Annotated in this window: 15 protein-coding genes; 8 read left to right on the top strand and 7 right to left on the bottom strand. The window is 61.9% G+C overall.

The features are described from left to right. The first annotated feature begins 4 nt into the window (after nt 1-4). The 3 genes from GGD63_RS26155 to GGD63_RS26145 all read left to right on the top strand — a co-directional run bounded on the left by GGD63_RS26155 (nt 5) and on the right by GGD63_RS26145 (nt 3,932). Nucleotides 5-1,201 (top strand): glycosyltransferase family 4 protein, encoded by a 1,197-nt coding sequence (locus tag GGD63_RS26155; RefSeq protein ID WP_183246029.1) that lies wholly within the window; start codon nt 5-7, stop codon nt 1,199-1,201. Nucleotides 1,202-1,257: 56 nt separating this feature from the next. After that, entirely contained in the window at nt 1,258-2,469 is a 1,212-nt protein-coding gene (locus tag GGD63_RS26150) for a glycosyltransferase family 4 protein (protein ID WP_183246028.1), read from the top strand. Nucleotides 2,470-2,540: 71 nt separating this feature from the next. Beyond that, nucleotides 2,541-3,932 (top strand): hypothetical protein, encoded by a 1,392-nt coding sequence (locus GGD63_RS26145; RefSeq protein ID WP_183246027.1) that lies wholly within the window; start codon nt 2,541-2,543, stop codon nt 3,930-3,932. A 1-nt stretch (nt 3,933) separates the two neighbouring features. On the opposite strand, the gene GGD63_RS26140 is transcribed toward GGD63_RS26145, so the two are convergent. Further along, complete coding sequence (locus GGD63_RS26140; protein ID WP_246785642.1) at nt 3,934-5,154, bottom strand: glycosyltransferase family 4 protein; 1,221 nt, start codon at nt 5,152-5,154, stop codon at nt 3,934-3,936. A gap of 245 nt (nt 5,155-5,399) precedes the next feature. On the opposite strand from GGD63_RS26140, the gene GGD63_RS26135 reads away from it, so the two are divergent. Next, nucleotides 5,400-5,612, top strand: coding sequence for a hypothetical protein (locus GGD63_RS26135; RefSeq protein ID WP_183246025.1), 213 nt, complete (start codon nt 5,400-5,402; stop codon nt 5,610-5,612). Nucleotides 5,613-6,069: 457 nt separating this feature from the next. Next, the gene (locus tag GGD63_RS26130; RefSeq protein ID WP_183246024.1) at nt 6,070-10,431 is read left to right on the top strand and encodes an RHS repeat protein; all 4,362 of its coding nucleotides are present in this window, start codon (nt 6,070-6,072) and stop codon (nt 10,429-10,431) included. Nucleotides 10,432-10,492: 61 nt separating this feature from the next. Here the strand turns inward: GGD63_RS26130 and GGD63_RS26125 are convergent, their stop codons facing one another. From GGD63_RS26125 to GGD63_RS26100, 6 genes are all read right to left on the bottom strand, one after another. Next, on the bottom strand, nt 10,493-11,224 hold the full coding sequence (locus GGD63_RS26125) for a bifunctional 2-polyprenyl-6-hydroxyphenol methylase/3-demethylubiquinol 3-O-methyltransferase UbiG (protein WP_183246023.1): 732 nt from the start codon (nt 11,222-11,224) through the stop codon (nt 10,493-10,495). A 341-nt stretch (nt 11,225-11,565) separates the two neighbouring features. After that, entirely contained in the window at nt 11,566-12,117 is a 552-nt protein-coding gene (locus GGD63_RS26120) for a serine O-acetyltransferase (protein WP_183246022.1), read from the bottom strand. A gap of 31 nt (nt 12,118-12,148) precedes the next feature. Then, nucleotides 12,149-13,603: a lipopolysaccharide biosynthesis protein gene (locus GGD63_RS26115; RefSeq protein WP_183246021.1), complete on the bottom strand. Its 1,455-nt coding sequence runs from the start codon at nt 13,601-13,603 to the stop codon at nt 12,149-12,151. A 48-nt stretch (nt 13,604-13,651) separates the two neighbouring features. Continuing rightward, nucleotides 13,652-14,704, bottom strand: a complete 1,053-nt coding sequence (locus GGD63_RS26110; RefSeq protein ID WP_183246020.1) for an acyltransferase — start codon at nt 14,702-14,704, stop codon at nt 13,652-13,654. 82 nt (nt 14,705-14,786) lie between these two features. Then, entirely contained in the window at nt 14,787-16,139 is a 1,353-nt protein-coding gene (locus GGD63_RS26105; protein ID WP_183246019.1) for a hypothetical protein, read from the bottom strand. A gap of 6 nt (nt 16,140-16,145) precedes the next feature. Further along, entirely contained in the window at nt 16,146-17,336 is a 1,191-nt protein-coding gene (locus GGD63_RS26100; RefSeq protein ID WP_183246018.1) for an acyltransferase, read from the bottom strand. A gap of 366 nt (nt 17,337-17,702) precedes the next feature. On the opposite strand from GGD63_RS26100, the gene GGD63_RS26095 reads away from it, so the two are divergent. From GGD63_RS26095 to GGD63_RS26085, 3 genes are all read left to right on the top strand, one after another. Continuing rightward, on the top strand, nt 17,703-19,082 hold the full coding sequence (locus GGD63_RS26095) for an O-antigen ligase (protein ID WP_183246017.1): 1,380 nt from the start codon (nt 17,703-17,705) through the stop codon (nt 19,080-19,082). Then, nucleotides 19,007-19,750 (top strand): hypothetical protein, encoded by a 744-nt coding sequence (locus tag GGD63_RS26090; protein ID WP_246785640.1) that lies wholly within the window; start codon nt 19,007-19,009, stop codon nt 19,748-19,750. Before GGD63_RS26095 ends, GGD63_RS26090 begins: the two co-directional genes overlap by 76 nt. Nucleotides 19,751-19,909: 159 nt before the next feature. Continuing rightward, the gene (locus GGD63_RS26085) at nt 19,910-20,551 is read left to right on the top strand and encodes a transglutaminase-like cysteine peptidase (RefSeq protein WP_183246015.1); all 642 of its coding nucleotides are present in this window, start codon (nt 19,910-19,912) and stop codon (nt 20,549-20,551) included. Nucleotides 20,552-20,719: the final 168 nt, after the last annotated feature.

Here is a 20,719-nt window from a genome sequence, read left to right as displayed (position 1 = left end):
CCCCTTGAAGATACTGATCGTTAACACGCTCTATCCGCCAGAAATCATCGGCGGTGCCGAAGTGTCCGTGTCGCTGCTGGCGGAAGCGCTGGTCCAGCGCGGCCACCAGGTGTCGGTCGTCTGCCTTCAAAACAAGCAGGATCGCAGCATCGACGACCTCAAGGGCGTACGGGTGTATCGTGTGCCGCTGGACAACGACTACTGGCCGTTCGGCAACGACAGGAAGCCCTCCTCGGTCCAGCGCCTGAAGTGGCATCTTCAGGACACCTGGAACCGCAGGTCCGCGGCGCGCTTCGCCGAAATTCTCGACATCGAGAAGCCGGACGTCGTCCACACCAACAACCTCACCGGATTTTCGGTCTCGTTGTGGTCGGAGGCCAAGCGGCGCAACATCCGGATCGTGCATACGCTGCGCGACTATTCCCTGCTCTGCAAGCGCTCGACCTTGTTTCGCGGAGACGCAACATGCACGCAGCGCTGCACGCTGTGCGCGGCCATGACCTCGCCCTATCTGCTGGCCTCGCGCATGGTCGATGCCGTGGTCTCGAACAGCCAGTTCGTGCTCGACCAGCATACCAGGCTGAAATATTTCCCCGGAACCGACGGCCGCGTCATCTTCAACATCGCCGATCCGAGCTCGGTGATGCCCTCACCTCCCTCGAGCTCGAATGACCTGATCTTCGGGTTCATCGGCCGGCTCGAGGCCGAAAAAGGTATCGAAGTAGTCCTCAAGGCTACCGAGCAGCTCCCCAACGAGGGGTGGCAGCTGAAAATTGCCGGAAAGGGACTTGAGGACTACGTGCGGGCGCTCAAAAGCCGCAGCAGAGGCAACATCGAATGGCTCGGCTTTGCCAGGGCGGCCGAATTCTATGCCGGCATCGACGTCTGCCTGGTGAGCTCGGTATGGCCGGAGCCGCTGCCGCGGACGCTGATCGAAAGCATCAACGCGGGCCGGGCGACGATTTGTTCGACCGCGGGAGGGATTCCCGAGATCGCGGGTTTCTCCAACATGGTCGGGTCCTACGAGCCCAGCGACCACAAGCGACTGGGAGAATTGATGCTGCAGGCCCTCAACGAGAGATCGCGCTGGAAGGTCGCGCGGCCTCCACAACCGGGATTTGCCGAAAGGTTCTCGGCAGATTCAGTGACAGGACAATATTTGGACGTCTATTTGAATAACAATCGCACCAACCGGCAATAGGCCGAAACGGAGATTTCAGAAAGCCATTTGGCTGGGAAGCTGGACAGACCTTTTCGATGAAGATCCTTATCACGTCATCCCTCTATCCGACGCCGCTGGCTCCGAAGGTGGTCGGTGGCGCGGAAACTTTCGTCCGCCGCCTCGCCGAGACCCTGGTGGGGCAGAACGACAGCGTGGAAGTGATACGTGCCGCGTCCGTGTCGAACCAGCCGATGGAGAGCTGCAACGGCATCGACGTGTATTCGGCGCCCGTGCACAACATCTATTTCCCCTTCGCGAAGCAGCACAGCGCGCCCGTGCGCGGCATCTGGCACGCGATCGAGGACTGGCAGCAGATGTCGGAGATCGTCGCTGCCAGGATCAAGGCCTTCAAGCCTGATATCCTGCACTCCAACAATCTCTCCGGGCTGACCACGGCCGTGTGGCGGACCGCGGCGGAGCTCGGCATTCCGGTTCTGCACACGCTTCACGATTATTATCTCACCTGCCCCCGCTGCTCGCGCTTCTCGGACGGACACGCCTGCGAGGCGAGCTGCATGAGCTGCCAGCTGCTGACCTTTCGCCGCCGCGGCGCGACGAGACATCTGGACGCCGTCGTCGGCGTCAGCCAGCGCATTCTCGACATCCATACCCGGCTCGGCCTCTTCACGCAGACGCCGCTGAAGATCGTCATTCGAAACGCCTCGACGGCCGACGTCGGCAGCGAAGAGACGGCCATGGTCGACGGCACCGTCACGCTTGGCTTCATCGGCCGGCTGACCGAGGAAAAGGGCATCTACAATCTCGTTCGCGCCGTCGCGACGATTCCACCCGAGCGGATCCGGCTCGTCATCGCGGGACACGCATCCGAAAGCCAGCGCAAGCAGATCAAGGAACTGGCCCCGAACGCGCGGATCGAGTTTCTCGGCTTCGTGCAGCCGAAACAGTTCTACGAACAGGTGAACGTCGTGGTCGTGCCCTCGGTCTGGGAAGATCCAAGCCCGCTCGTCGTCGCCGACGCGCAAGCCGCCTGCAAGCCCCTGCTCGGCACCCCCTTCGGCGGCATCCAGGAAGCGATCAAGCCCGGCCTGACCGGTTGGCTGACGTCACCGGATCCGGCCTCGATCGCCAAGAGCATTCTGGCGATCGTCGAATCTCCCCGACAGATTCGGGAGATGAGCGGTCGATTGAAGTCCGGCATCGATAAATGGGCCTTTGACGACGTGGTCACCGGCTATCGCACCGCCTTCGACCAGATCATGCGCAGCCGCGGCATGGCTCACACCTGAGACAGGCGGACTGAGATGCCGCTGACGCCCCTCGACTATTCCCCCATATTCTCTCTCGCGTATCGTCAGACATGACCAGCCTGCTCGCATTCGGCAGCTACATCTACCAGAGTGCGACCGCGATCATTCTGATCTTCGCCGTCAGCCATATTCTCTCTCCGGCCCAGTACACCTCGTTCTCGCTGGCGCTGGCCACGAGCCAGCTGTTCTGCGTCTTCGTGTTCGAATGGCTGCAACTGGCCGGCGTCCGCTTCCTCGCCGCCGCTTCCGGAGCAGAGGCGGCGCGGCTGCGATTCTCGCTGTTCGCCGCGGGAGGGCTGAGTGCGCTGGTTCTGCTGCTCGTCGGCAGCGTGGCGGGGCTGCTGGGTACGCTCGAGGCAAGCGTCGTCGCCCTGGCGCTGGCGCTGGCCGTGCTGCAAGGCGGCACCGACCTGTATTTCATGATCGTGCGCGTGTCCGATCGGCTGGCGACCGCATCAGCCCTGCTGATCCTGCGCGCCAGCGTACTTCTGGCCGGTGCCGTCGCAGCCGCGCACCTCCACGGCACCGCGGCGGCAACGCTGTGCGGCATCGCCGCGGGCTACGGCGCCGTGCTTCTCGTGAGCCTGATCGTGCATCGCACCTCGCTCCAGCGACCGTCGCGGCAAGCCATGCTGGCGGATTGGGGTAATTTCTGCCGCTATGGCATCATGGCCGCGGCCGCCTCCGTCATCCATCTCTCCGTCCCCGTCACGTTGCGCCTGATCGTGATCGCCACGCTTGGCCGGGCCTCGACGGGAGCCGCCGGCTTCTCGATGGCGATCGACCTCCTGCAACGGCCGTTCTCCGTTCTCGTGGCTGCCATTCACACCGTCTGCTACCCCAATGTCGTCGTCCAGTTCGAGCGCAGCATCGACGGCGAAGCCCGCAGGACGACCGCCCGCATGCTCGACTTCATCCTGTGTGCGACGATCGTCATGCTGGGCGGGCTGATCGGCCTCCTGCCGGACGCGGCACACCTGTTCGTCCCGGTCGATCTGCTGGTCGATTTTCTCGGCGCCGCGCCGGCCGCGGCGATCTTCTATTTTCTCCACACCCACCTTCAGGCCACCCTCGCGATCGTGCCGCATCTGACCAAATCGGCAACGCGGCTGGTGGTCGTCGCGGCGTGCCAGCTGGTGCTGGTGTCAGCGGCAGCATCGATCGGCGCGTTGCTGCACATATCGGTCGCCGGGCAAATCGCGAGCGCGGCACTGGCCACCGCGCTCGTCATCCTCTTCGCCAGCGGCCCGCTGATCCGGTTCCGGGCGGCGCCGCGCGCGCTGCTGATCGTGGAGGCAACCGTCGCGGCCGCCGCGGTCGCCATGCTGGCGACAGCCCCGTCGGATTCCCTGCTCTGGCTTGCGGGAAAGATCGCCGTTGCCGGCCTCGCCGTCGTCCTGGTGACATGGCGAGGCGACCTGCTGGCCTCGGCTCGCAGCTAGATCAAGCCTTCACCGCGTGAGCCAACGCATTGCCGCTGGTGTCGCCGGTCACGCCGTAGATCCTGAGGGTCTCGTCGACCATCGGCCCGACACCGAAATATTGCTGGGCGCGCGCAAGGGCATTGCGCGATAGCGTGGCGCGCGTTGCGGGATCGGCCACTTTCTCAAGCGCCCCGACCAGCGCATCGACGTCCTCGAACGGCACGATGTAGCCGGTCTGGCCTTCGATGATCTGGTCTGAAGCGCCCCCTGCCGGGGTCCGCACAGGAACCAATCCCGTCGCCATGGCCTCGGCAACGCCGAGCGGGAATCCCTCGAACCGGCTCGGCAGCGCGAACACGTCGGCGGCCCAGAGAATTTCGCGGACATCGCCCATGAAGCCGAGGAACTTGAAGGTCTCCTTGTCCTTCTCGCCGGCAAAGGCAAATGACTTGATCTCCTTCTCGCGCTCTGCACCGCCACTGCCCACGAAGTAGCACTTGATGTCGATGGGCGAAGGCGTGGCGCTGTCACGGATCCTGCGCGCCGCCTTGATGAGAAGGTCGTGGCCCTTCACCCAGGCGAGACGCGCCGCCAGCAGGCACATGAACTCGCCCTCGGCGACGCCGAATTTCGCGCGGGCATCGCGGCGCTCGGCATCCGAGGGCGGACGGAAATGCACGGTATCGACGCCGCCATACACCTTGGCGATCCGGTTCTTGCCGAACAGCACGTAGCGCCTGAGATGCCGGAGCGATTCCTCCGACATCAGAATGAGGGTGTGCGGAAAGAACAGGTTGAAGAACAGGATCTGGACCAGGCTGAACGTCGATTGCGGCGCATTCTGCACCTTGTCGATGTTCCCGAGCACCGATGGATGATACGTCGCCACGCAGCGCGCGCCGGTCAGCAGCGACAGCAGCCGCCCCCACATCAGCATGCCCAGCCCGTGGACGTTGATCACGGAGATGTCGTTCTCCCGGATCAACTTCCAGAGCTGCATGAAGATCGACAGCGATGGCAGCTTGCGAAGTCCGGGAACGACGTGCCACTGCTTGACGGCCGCGGCCAGCTTCTGGCGCTTGTATTCCGACTTCTCGTCCGACCGCACGATGCCGGAGACCAGGTGGATCTGCACGCCGCGGGCGTGCAGCCCCGTGGCCAAGGTCTCGCAATAGGATGCAATCCCGTCATTGCAGTTCACGACCTCAACCAGAAACATGACATTCGGGGCGCCCGACATGGGATCCTTCATAGGAATGGCCTTCTACTCCGTTCGATCAGACGAGACTTTAACCAGTGCTTAGCGGCAAATTTCGTGCCGTGCCAGCGGTTTGCCCGTCATAGCTTTGCGCGCCTAACATATTGACGTTGCGGATCTGCGACATGAAGACCGCCCCCAGCGGTCCCTGCGGAGATCGCGTTCCCCGGCCCGGGCCGCCGCGGTCCCGTAAAGCTTGCCACTCAAATTGCCAAGGCAACGACCGGTTGCAGATCGTCGACAGCTATCGCATTCCCGCGAGACGCTCCTGCCTGGCCGGCGTCGTTCGTCCGACCGACCCACAAACTCAGCGCGGTGAGCATCGCCTCTTCCTCGTTCCGAAGACAGACGGAGACTTCATCGACATCGACGCGACCACCACGGCGCTGGAGGAGAAGAACAACTCTCGTGCAGAAAGTTCCGTAGCACATGCTTGCTGACTTTCGATGTCTCGCGAGCTCCAGCCGACTTCGGCGCCGGACCAGATCTCACATTCGAAGTTCAGTCCGTGTTTCTACGACTCTTGTTTTCTCTCCGATTCGATTGGACTCTAACCAGAGTCTTAACGGCGCTCGATGCAAGACATTGGAAATAAATCTGCCTGCGCGAGAAGCAAATGCGTTTCGAATAGGCATCGGCACAACATCGATCGAACATCGTCGTTGCATCGCCATTCCGACGTCATGCTGCAAGCACATTGGCGTGGTCTTCAGAGAGATGAATCTCAGTGCAATCAGATTCGTGCGCTGTGGATGTCACGCAGGAAGTCTCGGCGAGAAAATCTCCGGGGTGCTTTCATTTTTACCGATCTCCCCAACTCGAAAAACAGAGATTGGCCGTTACGACAGACACAGGCGGCAACGAACTCTCGCGTTCCAGAAAAGGCCCTAAAAACCGATGACCACCGCATCACCAGATCAAACGATCCTGTCAGCGAGCACCTTCATCAGTTCCATCGGCGTCAATGTCCATGTGGGGTATTCGTGGGGGTCCTACGACAACCTCGCCCTCGTCGAAGACGATCTCAGATATCTTGGAGTGACGAAACTGCGCGGCGGGCTCGCAATAAGTCCCGAGGCGGCGCCGATCGTCGAGGGTCTCGCGCACGACGGATACAAGTTCGATCTCGTGGTTCCATCGGGCGTTCCGGCCGGCGGTACAGCTGCGCTTCAGGACTATCTCACCGCGGTAAAAGAGTTCGCAGCCGACCACCCCGGCAGCGTCATCGCACTGGAAGGCCTGAACGAGGTCAACATCCAGGAGTTCTCCTATAACGGGAGTTCCAGCATTGCGGCCGCAGCCCAGTTCCAGTCCGTCTATTACGCCGCCATCAAGGCCGATGCCGCGCTCAAGGACATTCCCGTCTACAATCTGTCGATCGGCTACAACGATCTGGCCGACTACGCCAATCTCGGCGACATGTCGGGATCGACCGACTATGCCAACTCCCACGCCTATGTCAGCACGAGCCTGACGCCCGAAGCCGCCCTCGAGCAATTGCTTGGCAACGCCACGTCGGTCACCGCCGGCAAGCCGGTCGTGATCACGGAGACGGGCTACACCACGAAGAGCGACACGCCCTATGTCGGCGCCGACGAGAACGTGCAGGCGAAATCGATCCTGAACACGCTGGTCGACGCCTACAAGGACGGCGTCAGCGCCACCTATCTCTATCAGCTGCTCGACGCCTCGGGGACCAACGACCCCACGAACTCCGAATCGCACTGGGGCCTGTTCAACAGCGACGGAACTCCGAAGCTCGCAGCGACCGCGATCCACAACCTGACGACGATCCTGGCCGACGACGGCACGGGCGGCCATACGCCGACTGCTTCGCTGAACTATACGCTCGACGGTCTGCCTGCGAGCGGGAACAGCATGGTTCTCGGCAAGAGCAACGGCGCCTATGAGCTGGTGGTCTGGGCGGAACCCAAGATCTGGAACGACGCGACCGACACCGAGATCTCAAACCCGACCAATTCCGTCACGCTGAACCTCGGTAGCGTCCACCACCTGATCAGCGTCTACGATCCGCTAAAGGGTAGCACGCCGATCGCCACCTACACGGACGTCAGCCAGATCGTGGTTCCGATCTCGGATCATCCCCTGATCATCGAGATCGACGCCCCGACAGGAGGCGGCACGACACCGCCCGCCCTGACCGATGTCAGCGGAACCGCTGAGGACATCGTGTCGCAGATGTGGGAGCTGAACGCCTCGGCTTCGCTTCAGACCATTACGCTCACCGACACGCACGTGCTTCCGGTCGCCTCGATCGCGACCATGGAGTACATGATCTCGCACTATACGAACGCGCTGGCGGCGATCCAGGGCGGCTACCAGTTCTCGATCACCAACTCGACCGACACCTGGAGCGTGACCAGGGTCTACGACTCCTCCGCGACGCTTGTATCGACCAGCACGTCGAACTTCACGAACGGCGTCATCACCAGCAAGGTCACGCTCAATACCGACGGCTCGTCGGAGAACATCGCCTACACCGACGGCAAGATGGTGCGTGACGTCACGGTCTCGCCGATCGGCGACAGGGACACCAAGACCTACGACGCAAGCGGCAATTTGATCGCGGACCTCGTCCAGAACAACGACGGATCGTCCTCGAACACGCTCTACTCGGGCGGCGTCAAGACCAAGATGTACGTCACCAATGCCGACCGCACTCACGACAATTACTATTACAACATCACCGGCCAGTCCTACACGACCGAGCACGACCATCTCGACGCCGGCGGAAGGCTGCTGTCCGTCGTCCGCACGCATGCCGATGGCTCCATGGCCTACAGCCAGGTCTTCAACAGCGACGGCAGCAAGGTCACGACCCTGTACGACTCCACGGGGCACAAGACCACGATGATCACCGTCACGTCCACGGAGACCACGACCAACTTCTACACCACGGCCGGCGCGCTCAAGCAGACCGTCGTGCAGACGACCTCCGGCAACGTGACCACCACGAATTACAATGGTTCGCTGCTGGTGTCCGTCTACGTGGTCAATGCCGACGGGTCCAAGGATTCGAAACTGTACGACGCCAACGGCATCATCGCGAGCGACCTGATCGAGAACGCCGACGGCTCGTCGTCGAACACGCTCTATACGGCGGGCGTCAAGACCAAGACCTATGTCACCAATGCCGACGGCAGCAGCGACAACTACTATTACAACATCACCGGCCAGTCCTACACCAGCGAGCACGACCATCTCGATGCAAGCGGCAAGCTGCTGTCGGTGAGCCGAACGCATGCCGACGGCACGATGGCCTATAGCCAGGTGTTCAACAGCGACGGCAGCAAGGTCACGACCCAGTACGACTCCACGGGCCACAAGACCTCGGTCGTCACAACGACGTCGACGGCCACCACGACCGACTACTACACCACCGCCGGCGTACTCAAGCAGACGGTCGTGCAGACGACCTCCGGCAACGTGACGACGACCAATTACAACGGCTCGCTGCTGGTGTCGGTCTACGTGGTCAACGCCGACGGTTCGAAGGAGTCGAAGCTCTACGACTCCAACGGCATCATCGCGAGCGACCTCGTTCAGAACAAGGACGGCTCGTCCTCGAACACGCTGTACACGGCCGGCGTCAAGACCAAGGTCTATGTCACCAACGCCGACGGCAGTCACGACAACTACTATTATAACATCACCGGCCAGTCCTACACGACCGAGCACGACCACATCGATCCCAGCGGGAAGCTGCTTCTGGTCAGCCGCACCCATGCCGACGGCACGATGGCCTACAGCCAGGTGCTGAACAGCGATGGCAGCAAGGTCACGACCCAATACGACTCCACCGGCCACAAGGTCTCGGTCGTCACCGTCACGTCGTCAGCCACGACGACCGATACTTACGACCCGTCGTCCGGAGCACTGAAGCAGGAGATCGTCAAGACGAGCTCCGGCGACACCACCACGACGAACTACAACGGCACGCTGCTGGCGTCGGTCTACGTGGTCAACGCCGACGGGTCAAAGGACACCAAGCTGTACGACTCCAACGGCATCATCGCCAGCGACATGGTCCAGAACAAGGACGGCTCGTCCTCGAACACGGTCTATTCGGCCGGCGTCAAGATGAAGCTCTACGTCACCAATGTCGACGGCAGCCACGACAACTCCTTCTACAACATCACGGGCCAGAGCTATACGACCGAGATCCAGCACCTCACCGCGGCCGGCACGTTGACGACCCTGACCCGGCTTCATGCCGACGACACGCTTGCCTACAAGCAGGTGATCAACAGCGACGGCAGCAAGGTCACCGACCTCTACGACAGCACCGGCCACAAGATGACCGAGATCCTCAACGCCACCGATGGATCGACCACGACGGACACGTATAATTCGTCGGGGGCGCTGGTCCAGGACATCCACAAGACGGCCGGCGGCGACGTGACGACGACGAACTACGTGAACGGCTTGAACTCGTCGATCTATGTCGTCAATGCCGACGGCACCAAGGAGACGAAGCTGTTCGACAGCAGCGGCAGCATGACCAGCGATTACGTGCTGAACAAGGACGGATCGAACTCGACGACCGTGTATTCGTCCGGGGTCAAGACTGCGGTCTACGCCAACAACGCCGACGGCTCGCACGACAATACGATCTACGGCATCACCGGCAAGAGCTACGTCACCGAGCAGCAGCACATCGACTCGTCGGGCAAGATGACGTCCCTCATCCGCTCGCACGCGGACGGCACGCTCGACTACACGCAGGTCATCAAGTCGGACGGCAGCAAGGTCACGGACGTCTACGACTCCACCGGGGTCAAGACCACCGAGACCCTCAACAACGTCGACGGAACGACGGATGTCTTCAAATTCGCGGTTTCCGGCCTGCCGGGCGCCGTCGAGCACGACAGCTACAACAGCAGCGGCTCGCTGCTCACGATCGACGTGCTCAACACCGACGGCACCCACGCGGTTACGGCGGTCACCGCGGGACTGACGCTGACCGGCGGCAGCGGCAACGACGTCTTCTCCACGGCACCTGGCACGACCACCGTCATGTTCGGCGGCGGCAACGACCAGATCAAGAGCTTCCACGCCGGAACCGCGTCCAACCACGACACGGTCGAGATCCTGAAATCACTGGTGGCGGACTACAGCCACCTGCAGATTTCGCAATCGGGCTCGGACACGTTGGTCCAGCTCACCTCGGCCGATTCCATCCTGTTGAAGAATGTGAACTCGACGACGCTCGATCACGGCAACTTCCTGTTCGTCTGACGAACAAACTCCGGGCCGGCAGGTGCGCCTGCCGGCCCGGACCAGCGGGACACAAACGGCGTCAGTGCGGCCGCATGGCCGCGCCGATGAAGATGATGTCCTCGGCGAGCAGCGGAAGCTGCCGCAGCAGCATCGACTTCAGCCTTCCGGCACGCATGAAGGTCGCCATCTTCACCTCGACGGGCGCATAGCCGGCGTCGATCGCGACCTTCGCGATCGTATAGGGCGTGAAGAAGAAGCGGTGATCGCTGTTGATCGTCTCGACGTTCTTCAGGATGCCCTTGATGTTGCCGCCCCTGAAGGCGTTCGGAACGGTGATCACGATCTGGTCGACGACGTCGCCGTAGTTCTCCCTGAACCGCGACAGGAACGCGACCGGGTTCGGAATGTGCTCGACGACTTCGCCGAACACGGCGATGTCGAACTTCCGGCCGGATATCGCGTCGATCTTTTGAGCGGACGTCACGTCGCCTGCGACCATGTTGTCGAGCCCGGAAATGCGCGATGCTTCCCGCACCGCATCCGCATCGATGTCGACGCCGACCGTGTATTCGGAAGCCTCCGTGATCAGGCCGTGCAGCCAATCCCGGTTGTCGATCTTTCGCTTGATGAGCGGCAGATGGTCACAGCATCCGACATGCAGGACCCGCTTGCCCCGACAGAGATCGACCAGGACGTCACATCTGTATCTGACGTCGCCGTCTCCCCGGTACTGTACGACGATGGTGTCCTTGAACTTCGAGCCGTCGAGATAGGGATAGACTTGCGTAAAGTCGGTAATGATCGACGACATCGGCTGGCCCTCGCTGACATGATTGGACGTTTCCCGACACAACTATACATGGCCAGCAATCAGAATTGTGACCGGCTCTGCGCCCAAAGAAGGAGTTCAGGCGACGGCTGAAATCTATGCAATTGCCAATCGTCGCATCATCGCCGGCCATGACGTCGGTGCGATGAATGGAACCTGTTCAGTTCGTTCGCACGACAGCCGCCGCCGATCCGGGAACAAACCAACGATGCGAGAGTCGGTCCTGGTTCCGGGCAGCACTGAAAGACATGCGGCCAGAGACACGCCTCCGGCCCGCATTGAGCCGATAGTCGCCACTGCGCTTGCGCGCGGCCCTCGCTGCTTTAGGCGCGCATCCGGCCCGGTGCTTCCGAGCGCACGACCCGTGCGGGTGCTCCCGCAGCGACGGAATGCGGCGGAACATCACGCGTCACGACCGCATTGGCCGCGATGTTGGCGCCTTCGCCAATCGACGTCGGGCCGACAATGACCGCCCCGGTATAGATGACAACGTTGTCGCCAATGGTCGGGCAACCCGGTTCATCCCAGGCGCGCCGTCCGAGCGTGACATTGTGATAGAGCATCACGGAACGGCCGATCCGCGCGCCCTCGCCGATCACGACGCCAGTCGGATGCGGCAGGATCAGCCCCGGGCCGATCTCTGCGAGAACGGAGATGTAGCAGCCGCGGCGCATCAGCGCCCGCACCAGCAGCCAGGTGATCTGGTGCCCCCAACGTGTCTGGAAGCGCAGCATCTTGGCTATTCGCCAGGTCGTGATCACGGCAAAGCCCGGGCTCGTGAGCAAGGCGATGAAGGCTGCCCCGACACCGGACTTGCCGGTATTCGCCATCAGGTCCTCGCGCCACGGAATTCCCGCCGGAGGCTCGCTCCCCATTCCCGCTCCTGAAGACATCCACCAATCTCTACTAACTTGCCGAGGGAAGATTTGCCTGAATCGGCGGAGCCGACCCACCCAGCAGCGACTGCACGCTGCTCCAGATCCGGCGCCTGAATACCACATAGCTGCCAAGCACGATCAGCGCATAGACCGCCGTCGCGATCAGCCAATGCGACAGGCTTGCGACATCCCCCTTCGTCGCGACGAGCGCGCACACAGCGCCGAGCGTCGTGGCGACCGATGCCGGCATCAGGGCTCCGAACAGCGATACATAAGGGACCGCGCAGTGCCTAGCTCCGATCATCAGCATGAGAGCGCAAACCAGGATCGAGACGACCAGATACACGACGGCCACGGCCGTGAGCCCGAACGGCAACGCGATGAGGAAGGCGAGAATCATGCTGGCGCTGTTGGCGGTGCTCACCCAGAACTGAAGTCGCGCCTTGTCGTGAGCCAGCAGAATCGGGCCGGCATAGGCCGCGATCGACTGCGCGGCGCCCGCCGGCGCGAGAATCGCAATCAGCGGCAACACCTCCTGCCAATGAGCCGACAGGAATGTCGCAACGGGATATTTCAGCCCGAATGTCAGATAGATCATCGCCGGGAACGTGATCATCGCCGTCATGCCGAGAACCGCGCAAATCGCCGCCTTGCGCCGTTCCTGTTCCCGCTCGCCGTTCATCCGGCTCAAGGTGGCCATCAGAACTCCGCCGCCCGGCCACGACAGGATCATCAGCGGCAGCGTCATGAACTGGAAGGCGAGACCGAACAGGCCGACTGCGGCTGCGCCCAATTTGGCGCCGATCATGAGATTGCCGACGTTTCGCGCAGCGAAGTTGAGGACATTCGAAGCCAGCACCCAGCCGCCGAACGACAGCATCAGGGCGACGCTGCGCCATTTGAAGCACAGGTGAATGTGGCGCCTGGTGTTCACATAGAACGCGACGGCACGTACCGCCTGCATCAGGACGTAATACGCGATCAGCGCCCAGATTCCCCACCCCAGCACGGCGCCGACCACGCCGACGATCGCGGCAATGAGCGCCGCTCCAGCCTCGATCAAGGCGATCGTTTGATACCGCAGGGATCGCTCCAGAACCGCGCGCGGTCCCATCGCGGAGATCGACAGGACCACCGAGCCGGAAAGCGCGGCCAGTACGGCCGGCAGGCCCTGCATGTTGACCGCAGCCCCGAGCGGCTTGGAGGCGGCGGCCAGCACCAGGGCGCAGCCGATCCCGATCGCAACCATCAGGGTCGTCGCCGCACCGGCTTCCTCCTTCGTCAGCGAGTCCCTCTGGATCATCGCGCTCGATAGCCCGAGATCGGTCAGCATGGAGATGAAGGCGATGAACGGCAGCGAAAACGCCACGAGCCCGAATTCGGTCGGCGTCACGAAATAGGTGATCAGCAGCGTGATGAGGAACTGAACGGCCGACTTCACGACGTTCACGCTCGACATCGAGAGCAGATTCTTGATGATCATGGCGTTACCCGTACGTGATCCGGCTGAAACGATGGCATGGGGACGCGCTCAGGCGACATAACGGGCTTCACGACGCACTCCGAAAAACAGGCCCCGCAGCGCCGGATCGAGCAAGCGGCGGAGCCTCACCTCGATCAGCTCGTAGCTGACCGCACCCGCGATCAGTGCGGCAATCAGGCCGAGGCCCGCAAAGGCGGCCCAGAGCAGCCACAGATTGACGCCATGCGCCGCCAGCTTCACGCCGATGACCTGCAGCGGGAATAGCGCAAAAGGATGGACCAAATAGAGGCTGTAACTGATCTTTCCAAGGAACTGCAGGAACCTGCCGCTCAGCGCGACGGCGACACCGGAGTCCGGAGCAAGGACCATTCCAAACAGCAGCGCCCCCGGCAGCAGTCCGACCAGCGGATGCACATATTCGATCGACACATACATGGCGGCCCCGCAGACGATGCCGGCCAGCAACCCGGGCCAGCCGCCGATCCGGATCCGCAGGTCGATCAGGCTGAACAGCAATCCGACGAGGAAGAAGGCGGCGATCGGCCGGAAGGCGATGCCGGCAACACCGAGCAGGATGAACGGCGTCGCGAGCAGCCAGTTCCTCCGTTGCACCACCATCACGAAGACCAGCGCGAACAGAATGTAGAACGCCCATTCATAGCTCAGCGTCCAGGCGTTCTGCTGGCCGATCGGCAATCCCAGCGCGTCCGGCAGGAACGCGAGATTGACGAAGAACAGCTTGAGATATGTCGCCAGGTCGATTCCCTTGAAGAACTTGTAGCCGACCAGTGGGCCCGCCGTGAACAGGATCAGATGCAGGATCACGAACACGGGCAGGATTCGCAGGGCGCGATCGAGAAAGAACTTCCCCACACTGCGGTGACGCATGAGGCTCGCCGGGATCAGGAAGCCGCTGATCATGAAGAACAGCTCGACCCCGTGCCCGCCCATGTTGACCGTGGCTTCGAGCCACGGCCAGATCGGAGGCAGGAAGCCCGCCAGAAGCGGCATGTCCTGAAGATGCACGATCAGCACGGTGAGCGCCGCGACGCCGCGCAGCCCCTGGATCGCCTCCACGAAATTCTTGCTGTCTCCGGTCACTGCTGCGATCCGATCCCGAGATGAAGGAAGGTTCCGGACCGGAGCCCGCGCTGCGCACCGCAGCTCATTGCATGCATGGCGATCATGCTGGCCGCGAAACCAGATCGTCGACGTCGGGCGCCAGCGGCGCCGCACTCGAGACGATCGCGTCACCCTTGTCTCGCGCGAACACCTCGCTGAACGCCACACCCAGCATGATCAAGCCGCTCGCGGGACCATAGGCCAGAACCGTGATGGTGAAGAGATTCATCGCGACCGCGAAAGACAGCTTGTAGATGTCCCTGGTCCTTGCGACCGCGATGATGACCAGGATCATGAACACCACGAAGATCGGCCCGAACATCAGGTAGGTGCCGAGGTAGAAATTATCCACCGGGACGTAATAGCTGAGCTTGTTCGAGAACAGCAGCTGCGGATAGTTGAAGCAACCGAGGCCGCAGCCGACGAAGAAGCCGACCGGCATGAGATCGGCCATGTAGACGAACGGCAGCTGCCAGCTGTTGTTGACGCGGTCCTGCAGGCTGAACAGGCCGCGCGACATGCTGACGAGGCCGTTGCCGGAGAACAGCGCGATCAGCACCGCCGGCACCAGGATCGACAGGAACGAAAGCAGCGCCATTCGCCGCAGCATGGGAAACTTCTCGCGCTCGGGAACGAGACGAACGATGATCAGGCAAAGAACGTAGATCACCATCACGCCGAGCGACGTCTTGTTCGTGGTCAGTTTGATGGCGTAGAGGCCGATGGGCGTCCAGAACAGGCACCACAACAGGCTCCGGCGCACCGAGACGATCACGAAGGAAATGAACACGAAGAACGCGGCCATCGTGCTGTCGGCGGCCAGTCCCGCCAGCCGCGTCTCGGAAGCCGACCACCACAGCCGCGTCGCCTGCCGCGTCGTGCCGAAAGTCTCGTAGGCATAGCCCACCCAGGGCAACTGGATGCGGGACGACAATATGATCCCGACGATCGTCAGGTAGAAGATCGGGTGAAGCCAGCGCAGCAGCCGGTCATAGTCACCGAAATTGCGCCCGCAGAAGCAGAAGCCGACGAACACCGGCGCAATCATCTTGAACGACGACATCATGCCGCTGAAATAACCCAGGAACACGTATCCGAGGTAAAGCGCAAAGCAGATGTAGAACAGCGTGAGAATCGCGACGAGGCTGCGCCCCATCAGGATATAGCGCTGCACGAAGGCGAGGATGCAGACCAGCGCGAAAATGTCAGGCAGGAACCACACCGGGTCGATCTTGACGACCGCCAGATAGTAACGCAGCGCGCCGGCGAGCGCGTCACGGTAGAAATAGAGACACAGCGCGATCGCCTCGAGATTGAAGAATGCGCTGCCCTCCTGCTGGTGATGCAGGGGCATCGGCGCCGGATCGACGATGCGCCAGTCCGAATTCGGGAGGGCCGAAGAGCTGCTGGACATCGCGCCTCACTCCGCCGCGGCAACAGAGGGAAAGGCACGGCGGCTGAACAGCCGAAGCACGAAGCGCGAACCGGGCATCTCCACCCAGAGGTAGGTGAAGTTGGAGAGCACGAGCACGGCGGCCACGAAGATGGCGAGCAGCAGCGAGGCCGCGAGGCCAGGAAGAATGTTGTCGACCATTTGCAGGCGGCCGGTCCCCACGCCGCGGGCGAAGTACTGGATCAGAACGAGGATCAGCGCATGCGTCATGTAGATCGAATAGGAGCGTTTGCCCAGCCAGACCAGCGGACGAACGGACAGCAGCTTCGGCAGAAGCCGCTCGGGGAACGCCATCAGCGAGCCAAGCAGGGCGCCGAACACAATCGGCGCCACGAAACTGAGCCGCTCGTCGAAACCGACGACACAAACCAGCACGATTGCAACGGCGGCAGCACCAAGCTGACAGGCCGACTGAACCAAGGGGCTCACCGAGCGGCCCCTCCTGGAAATGAAACGAAGCGTGAGCACGCCGACGAAGAAGCCGAGAAAGCACCGGGTGAAGGCGTTGGTCTGGAAATCGAGCGTTTCGTTCCTGAGCACAAAAATGATGAGAGCCGCGCCCAGCACGGCCAGCACGGCGCTGAGGACATAGACGAGCTTGATGTAGCCGAGGCGCTGCGCCAAGACGACGACGCCGCCAAATACGAGGTAGGTATAGAACTCGGCGCTGATGCTCCAGCTCGGGCCGTTCCAGCTCAGATAGTCGAGCACGCCCATGGCATGGAGCAAGAACACATTCGCGACGAAGGAGTACACATTGTTAACCTGCAGGTCCGCCGATTCGTTGGTCGAGAAGTGCAGCAGGTCCAGTTCGGTGAGCGTGAGCCGCATCAGGCGAAACGCCAGAAACGCGAACAGCATGACGATGTGCAGCGGATAGATGCGCGCGAGACGGCGCAAAGTGAAGGTCCGGAAGTCAAATTCGCTGAACTCCGACTGCACGTAGCTCATCGAGATCACGATTCCGCTCAACACGAAGAACAAGTCGACGAAGAGCCAGGAATTGTGAAAGAACGCGACATCGATCCAGGCGCGATGAGGCAGCGCCGCGACAAGCGGATCCGATCCGACGAAGTGATGGACGACGACGCAGAGGGCGGCGAGACCGCGGACGCTGTCCAGCGGAACGTAGTGCGCCTTTGTTTGATGAGCTAGCACTTGAAAGACGCTCTACGATTCGACCAAAACGAAATGCTGCGGTGCAATATAATGCCTCCACCGGGTGAGTTATTCAACCGAAAAGCGCCGTTAATCACCGATCCGCGCAGCGGACAGTGCACGGCAGATGCGGCAGCAAGAAGCCCGCCGGCAATTTTGCTTCAGCTGCTGCGACGTGCGCACAAACTCCAGCTTTCGTGAGGCAACAGGCCTTGCGTTTGGAGCAGATCAGACCTGCGCGCGCGAATTTGTGCAGCACTTCGCGCGACGATGCGAATGACGGTCAACACACCAGCATGCATCGACTTGATCTCGCACGAAGTTCTGATAGCTCCGTTCCCGCTGAGCTGAACGACAGAGGGGCCTTTGGGCGCGATATCGCGATTTTTCGCCACAACCGTGTTTGCGCTGGCGCCACTTCCGCTCGGATCCCTCGACCTCGTGTGGATTTGCTTCTGGAATTTTCTGCTCGTTTCCAGCCTGTTGACGGCTGATCTCTCGGTCGTGAGCCGTCGCAACGCCGTGCTGCTGATTCCGGTGGCAGTCGTCGTCGCTACAGTAGGCGTCATGGTCGCGTTACAAATGTGGAGCGACCCTGCTGCACAATCCGCAGCCATCTGGGAACTGCCACGACGGCTGTTCGGCCTCGCACCGCCGGACCGTCTCTCGGCGACCGCGCGCGGTCCGTGGCTGGCGTTCGGTTCGGTCCTGCTGCTGTCGCTCGCCTTCACCCGAGCGGTCATTCTTGCAAGCGATGCGGGAGCTGCGCGCGCGCTGCTACGAATACTGGCGTGGGCGGGCTGCCTGTATGCACTCTATGGAATTCTCGCCGAGCTGATCGCGCCTGACATGGTGCTGTTGAGGCAGAAGGAAGCCTATCTGGGCTTTGCCACGGGAACGTTCGTCAACCGAAATACAGCGGCGACATTCTGGGGCAGCTGCGCCCTGCTGTTTCTAGTGCCGCTCCTGCGCAGCATGCATCGTCAGGAAGGCGGCGCGCCAGCGCAACCAAATTGGCGATCGCGGCTGGAGCAGGCTCTTTCCACGCCGATCGCGCTCGGCGCAGGCTTCGCGATCTGCACGATCGCGCTCGCCATGACGGGATCACGGGCGGGCCTGCTGCTGTCGGTCGGCGCGTTCGCGCTCGCCATCGTGCTTTATCTCATCCCTATCGAGCTCGGCAGATCGAGGAAATGGCTGGTTCTTGGCGGTTCGGCGGCGGCGGTGCTGGTGCTGCTGCAACTCGTCGGCGGCCTCGTGGCCGGCCGAATCATCGAATACGGGCTGATCGACCCTCAGCGGCTTGCCGCCTATCAGGCGTCAGCGGGAATCATCGTCGATCACCCGCTGCTTGGCATTGGACTGGGTAACTTCGAGGCGGTTTTTCCCGCCATTCGGCCCGCAACACTTGGCAGTCTCGGCATCTGGGATCGCGCTCACAGCACACCACTAGAAATTGCCGTCGAATTGGGCATTCCCGCTTTCGCCGTGATCGCGTTCGTCAGCCTCTGGTGCTTTTACCATTTGTTCACCGGCAGCTTGCGCCGGAAGCGCGACCGCTACATACCCGTCATCGGCGCAAGCGTCGCCGTGTTGGGGGTTGCACATAGCTGCATCGATTTCTCGCTGCAAATCCCTGGCTACGGCGTGTTTTTCACAGCCATTGTCGGATGCGGCCTCGCGCAATCGCTACCATCACAGTTTCGAAAAGAACGTGGCAAATTGGTGCAAATCGAGTTAAACTGAAAATATTGGAATTGGGCAGGGTTATGATTTGGAAATTTGGTAGGCGCTTCGGCGTGGTCGCCGGAGCACTCGCGATGTTTGCCGGAACGCCGGCGGCATTTGGCGCAACGGGTGTCAGCGCTGGCTGTGTTGCCAACACCGGGATCGTTTCGGCGGAACGTGCGACCGACTTTCTCGCAAATCCGGGCGGCCTGCTCGACCAATTCAAGGACGGACAAGGCGGTCTCGCCTCTGCTGTTCGCGACCTCCTGACCGCCCGCCCCGAGACCGTCGAAGGCATTGTCTCGCTGGCGAAGGCCAGCAGCACCGATCAAAGCCGCGCCATCGGCGCGGGCCTCGGCACTGCCGCTTCAACCTGTGTCCTGTCGCAGCCTCAAGTTGCACAGTTGATCCAGGAAGCGGTCCTCAGGACCGAGAATCCCGACCTCATCACCTCTTTCACCAGCATCACCGGCGATATCCCGACCGAAGCAACGAACGGCGCCGATCCGACAGGCGAGACCACGGCCGGAGGCGGCCCGGGCTCGACCGCCGCGGAAGCGCGCGGTGGCGCGGCAACCTCGACCACGCCCACGTTCCTGAATCAAGCCGGCCCCAGCGCGGCGTCGCAGACCCTGTTTGCGGCGACGACGACTTCGGTTCTGACCTCGGTAAGCCCGTCGCGCTGACGACGGGAATGGCTGCGTTGGCAGCGCATTAACCACCCCTCCCCGGCCGGTCCCTCGACCGGCCGATTTCGTTAGAATTGTAAATTTCCGCGGAACCAAAGTTCAAATCGTTTGTGAGATATCCGTAGCGTCAACAAGAAAAGACGAGACGGGGATGTCATGAGCTGGATCATCAAATCGCTGGTCGCGATCGGGATCGCGTCGACCGGCGTGGCCGCCAAGGCCGAAATCGTGAACGACGGTTCGCTCAATCGGGCGAAGGGTGCGTTCATCCGCGAGTACGACAATGCGCTCGCTCCGCTGCAGTTCGTCAAGTTCTGCATGAACAACGGCAGCGAATGCGCCGCCGACACCGCGGAGCGGACCCTGCCCTCGGGCGAGCGGGCCATGAGCATGCTGCGCGAGGTGAACAGCTCGGTCAACGCGTCGATCACGCCGATGCAGAAATCGACCAATCCGATGGTGGCACGCTGGACGATTGCGCCGTCCGCCGGCGACTGCAACGACTACGCAGTCACCAAGCGTCATCAGCTGATCGAGATGGGCTGGCCGAGCTCGGCGCTGCGACTTGCAGTTGTCCTCATTAATGGCGGCCAGGGCCATCTCGTGCTGGTCGCGCGGCTCGCCGACGGCGACGTCGTCCTGGACAATCTGTCCGCTTCGGTGCGCCCCTGGAATGCGGCGGAATACGAGTGGATCTCGATGCAATCCGCCGGCAATCCGCGGTTCTGGGTCGCGATCGGTGAGCATGGCGAGCGCCTTCGCGCCACCCGTCTCGCGATGCTGCGGACCGCTGAATAAGCGCACAAAGTTCAAGTCTACCCGCCTCTCAGTCACAAGTTCCGACAGGCGCGAGGAGATGGTCGATGGACCGTCCCTCGCGCCTTTCGTCTTGCTATGGTGTTTGCCTAAGAATCGTGCTTCACGCATGCGGACATGTGCAAACGTTCGCTGAATCTGCGCCTGATC

Origin of the sequence: Bradyrhizobium sp. cir1 (genome assembly GCF_014198245.1) — a bacterium.
Lineage (GTDB): Bacteria > Pseudomonadota > Alphaproteobacteria > Rhizobiales > Xanthobacteraceae > Bradyrhizobium.
The sequence above is the reverse complement of the archived record's forward strand: the minus strand, read 5'-3'. Positions and strand labels throughout refer to the sequence as shown.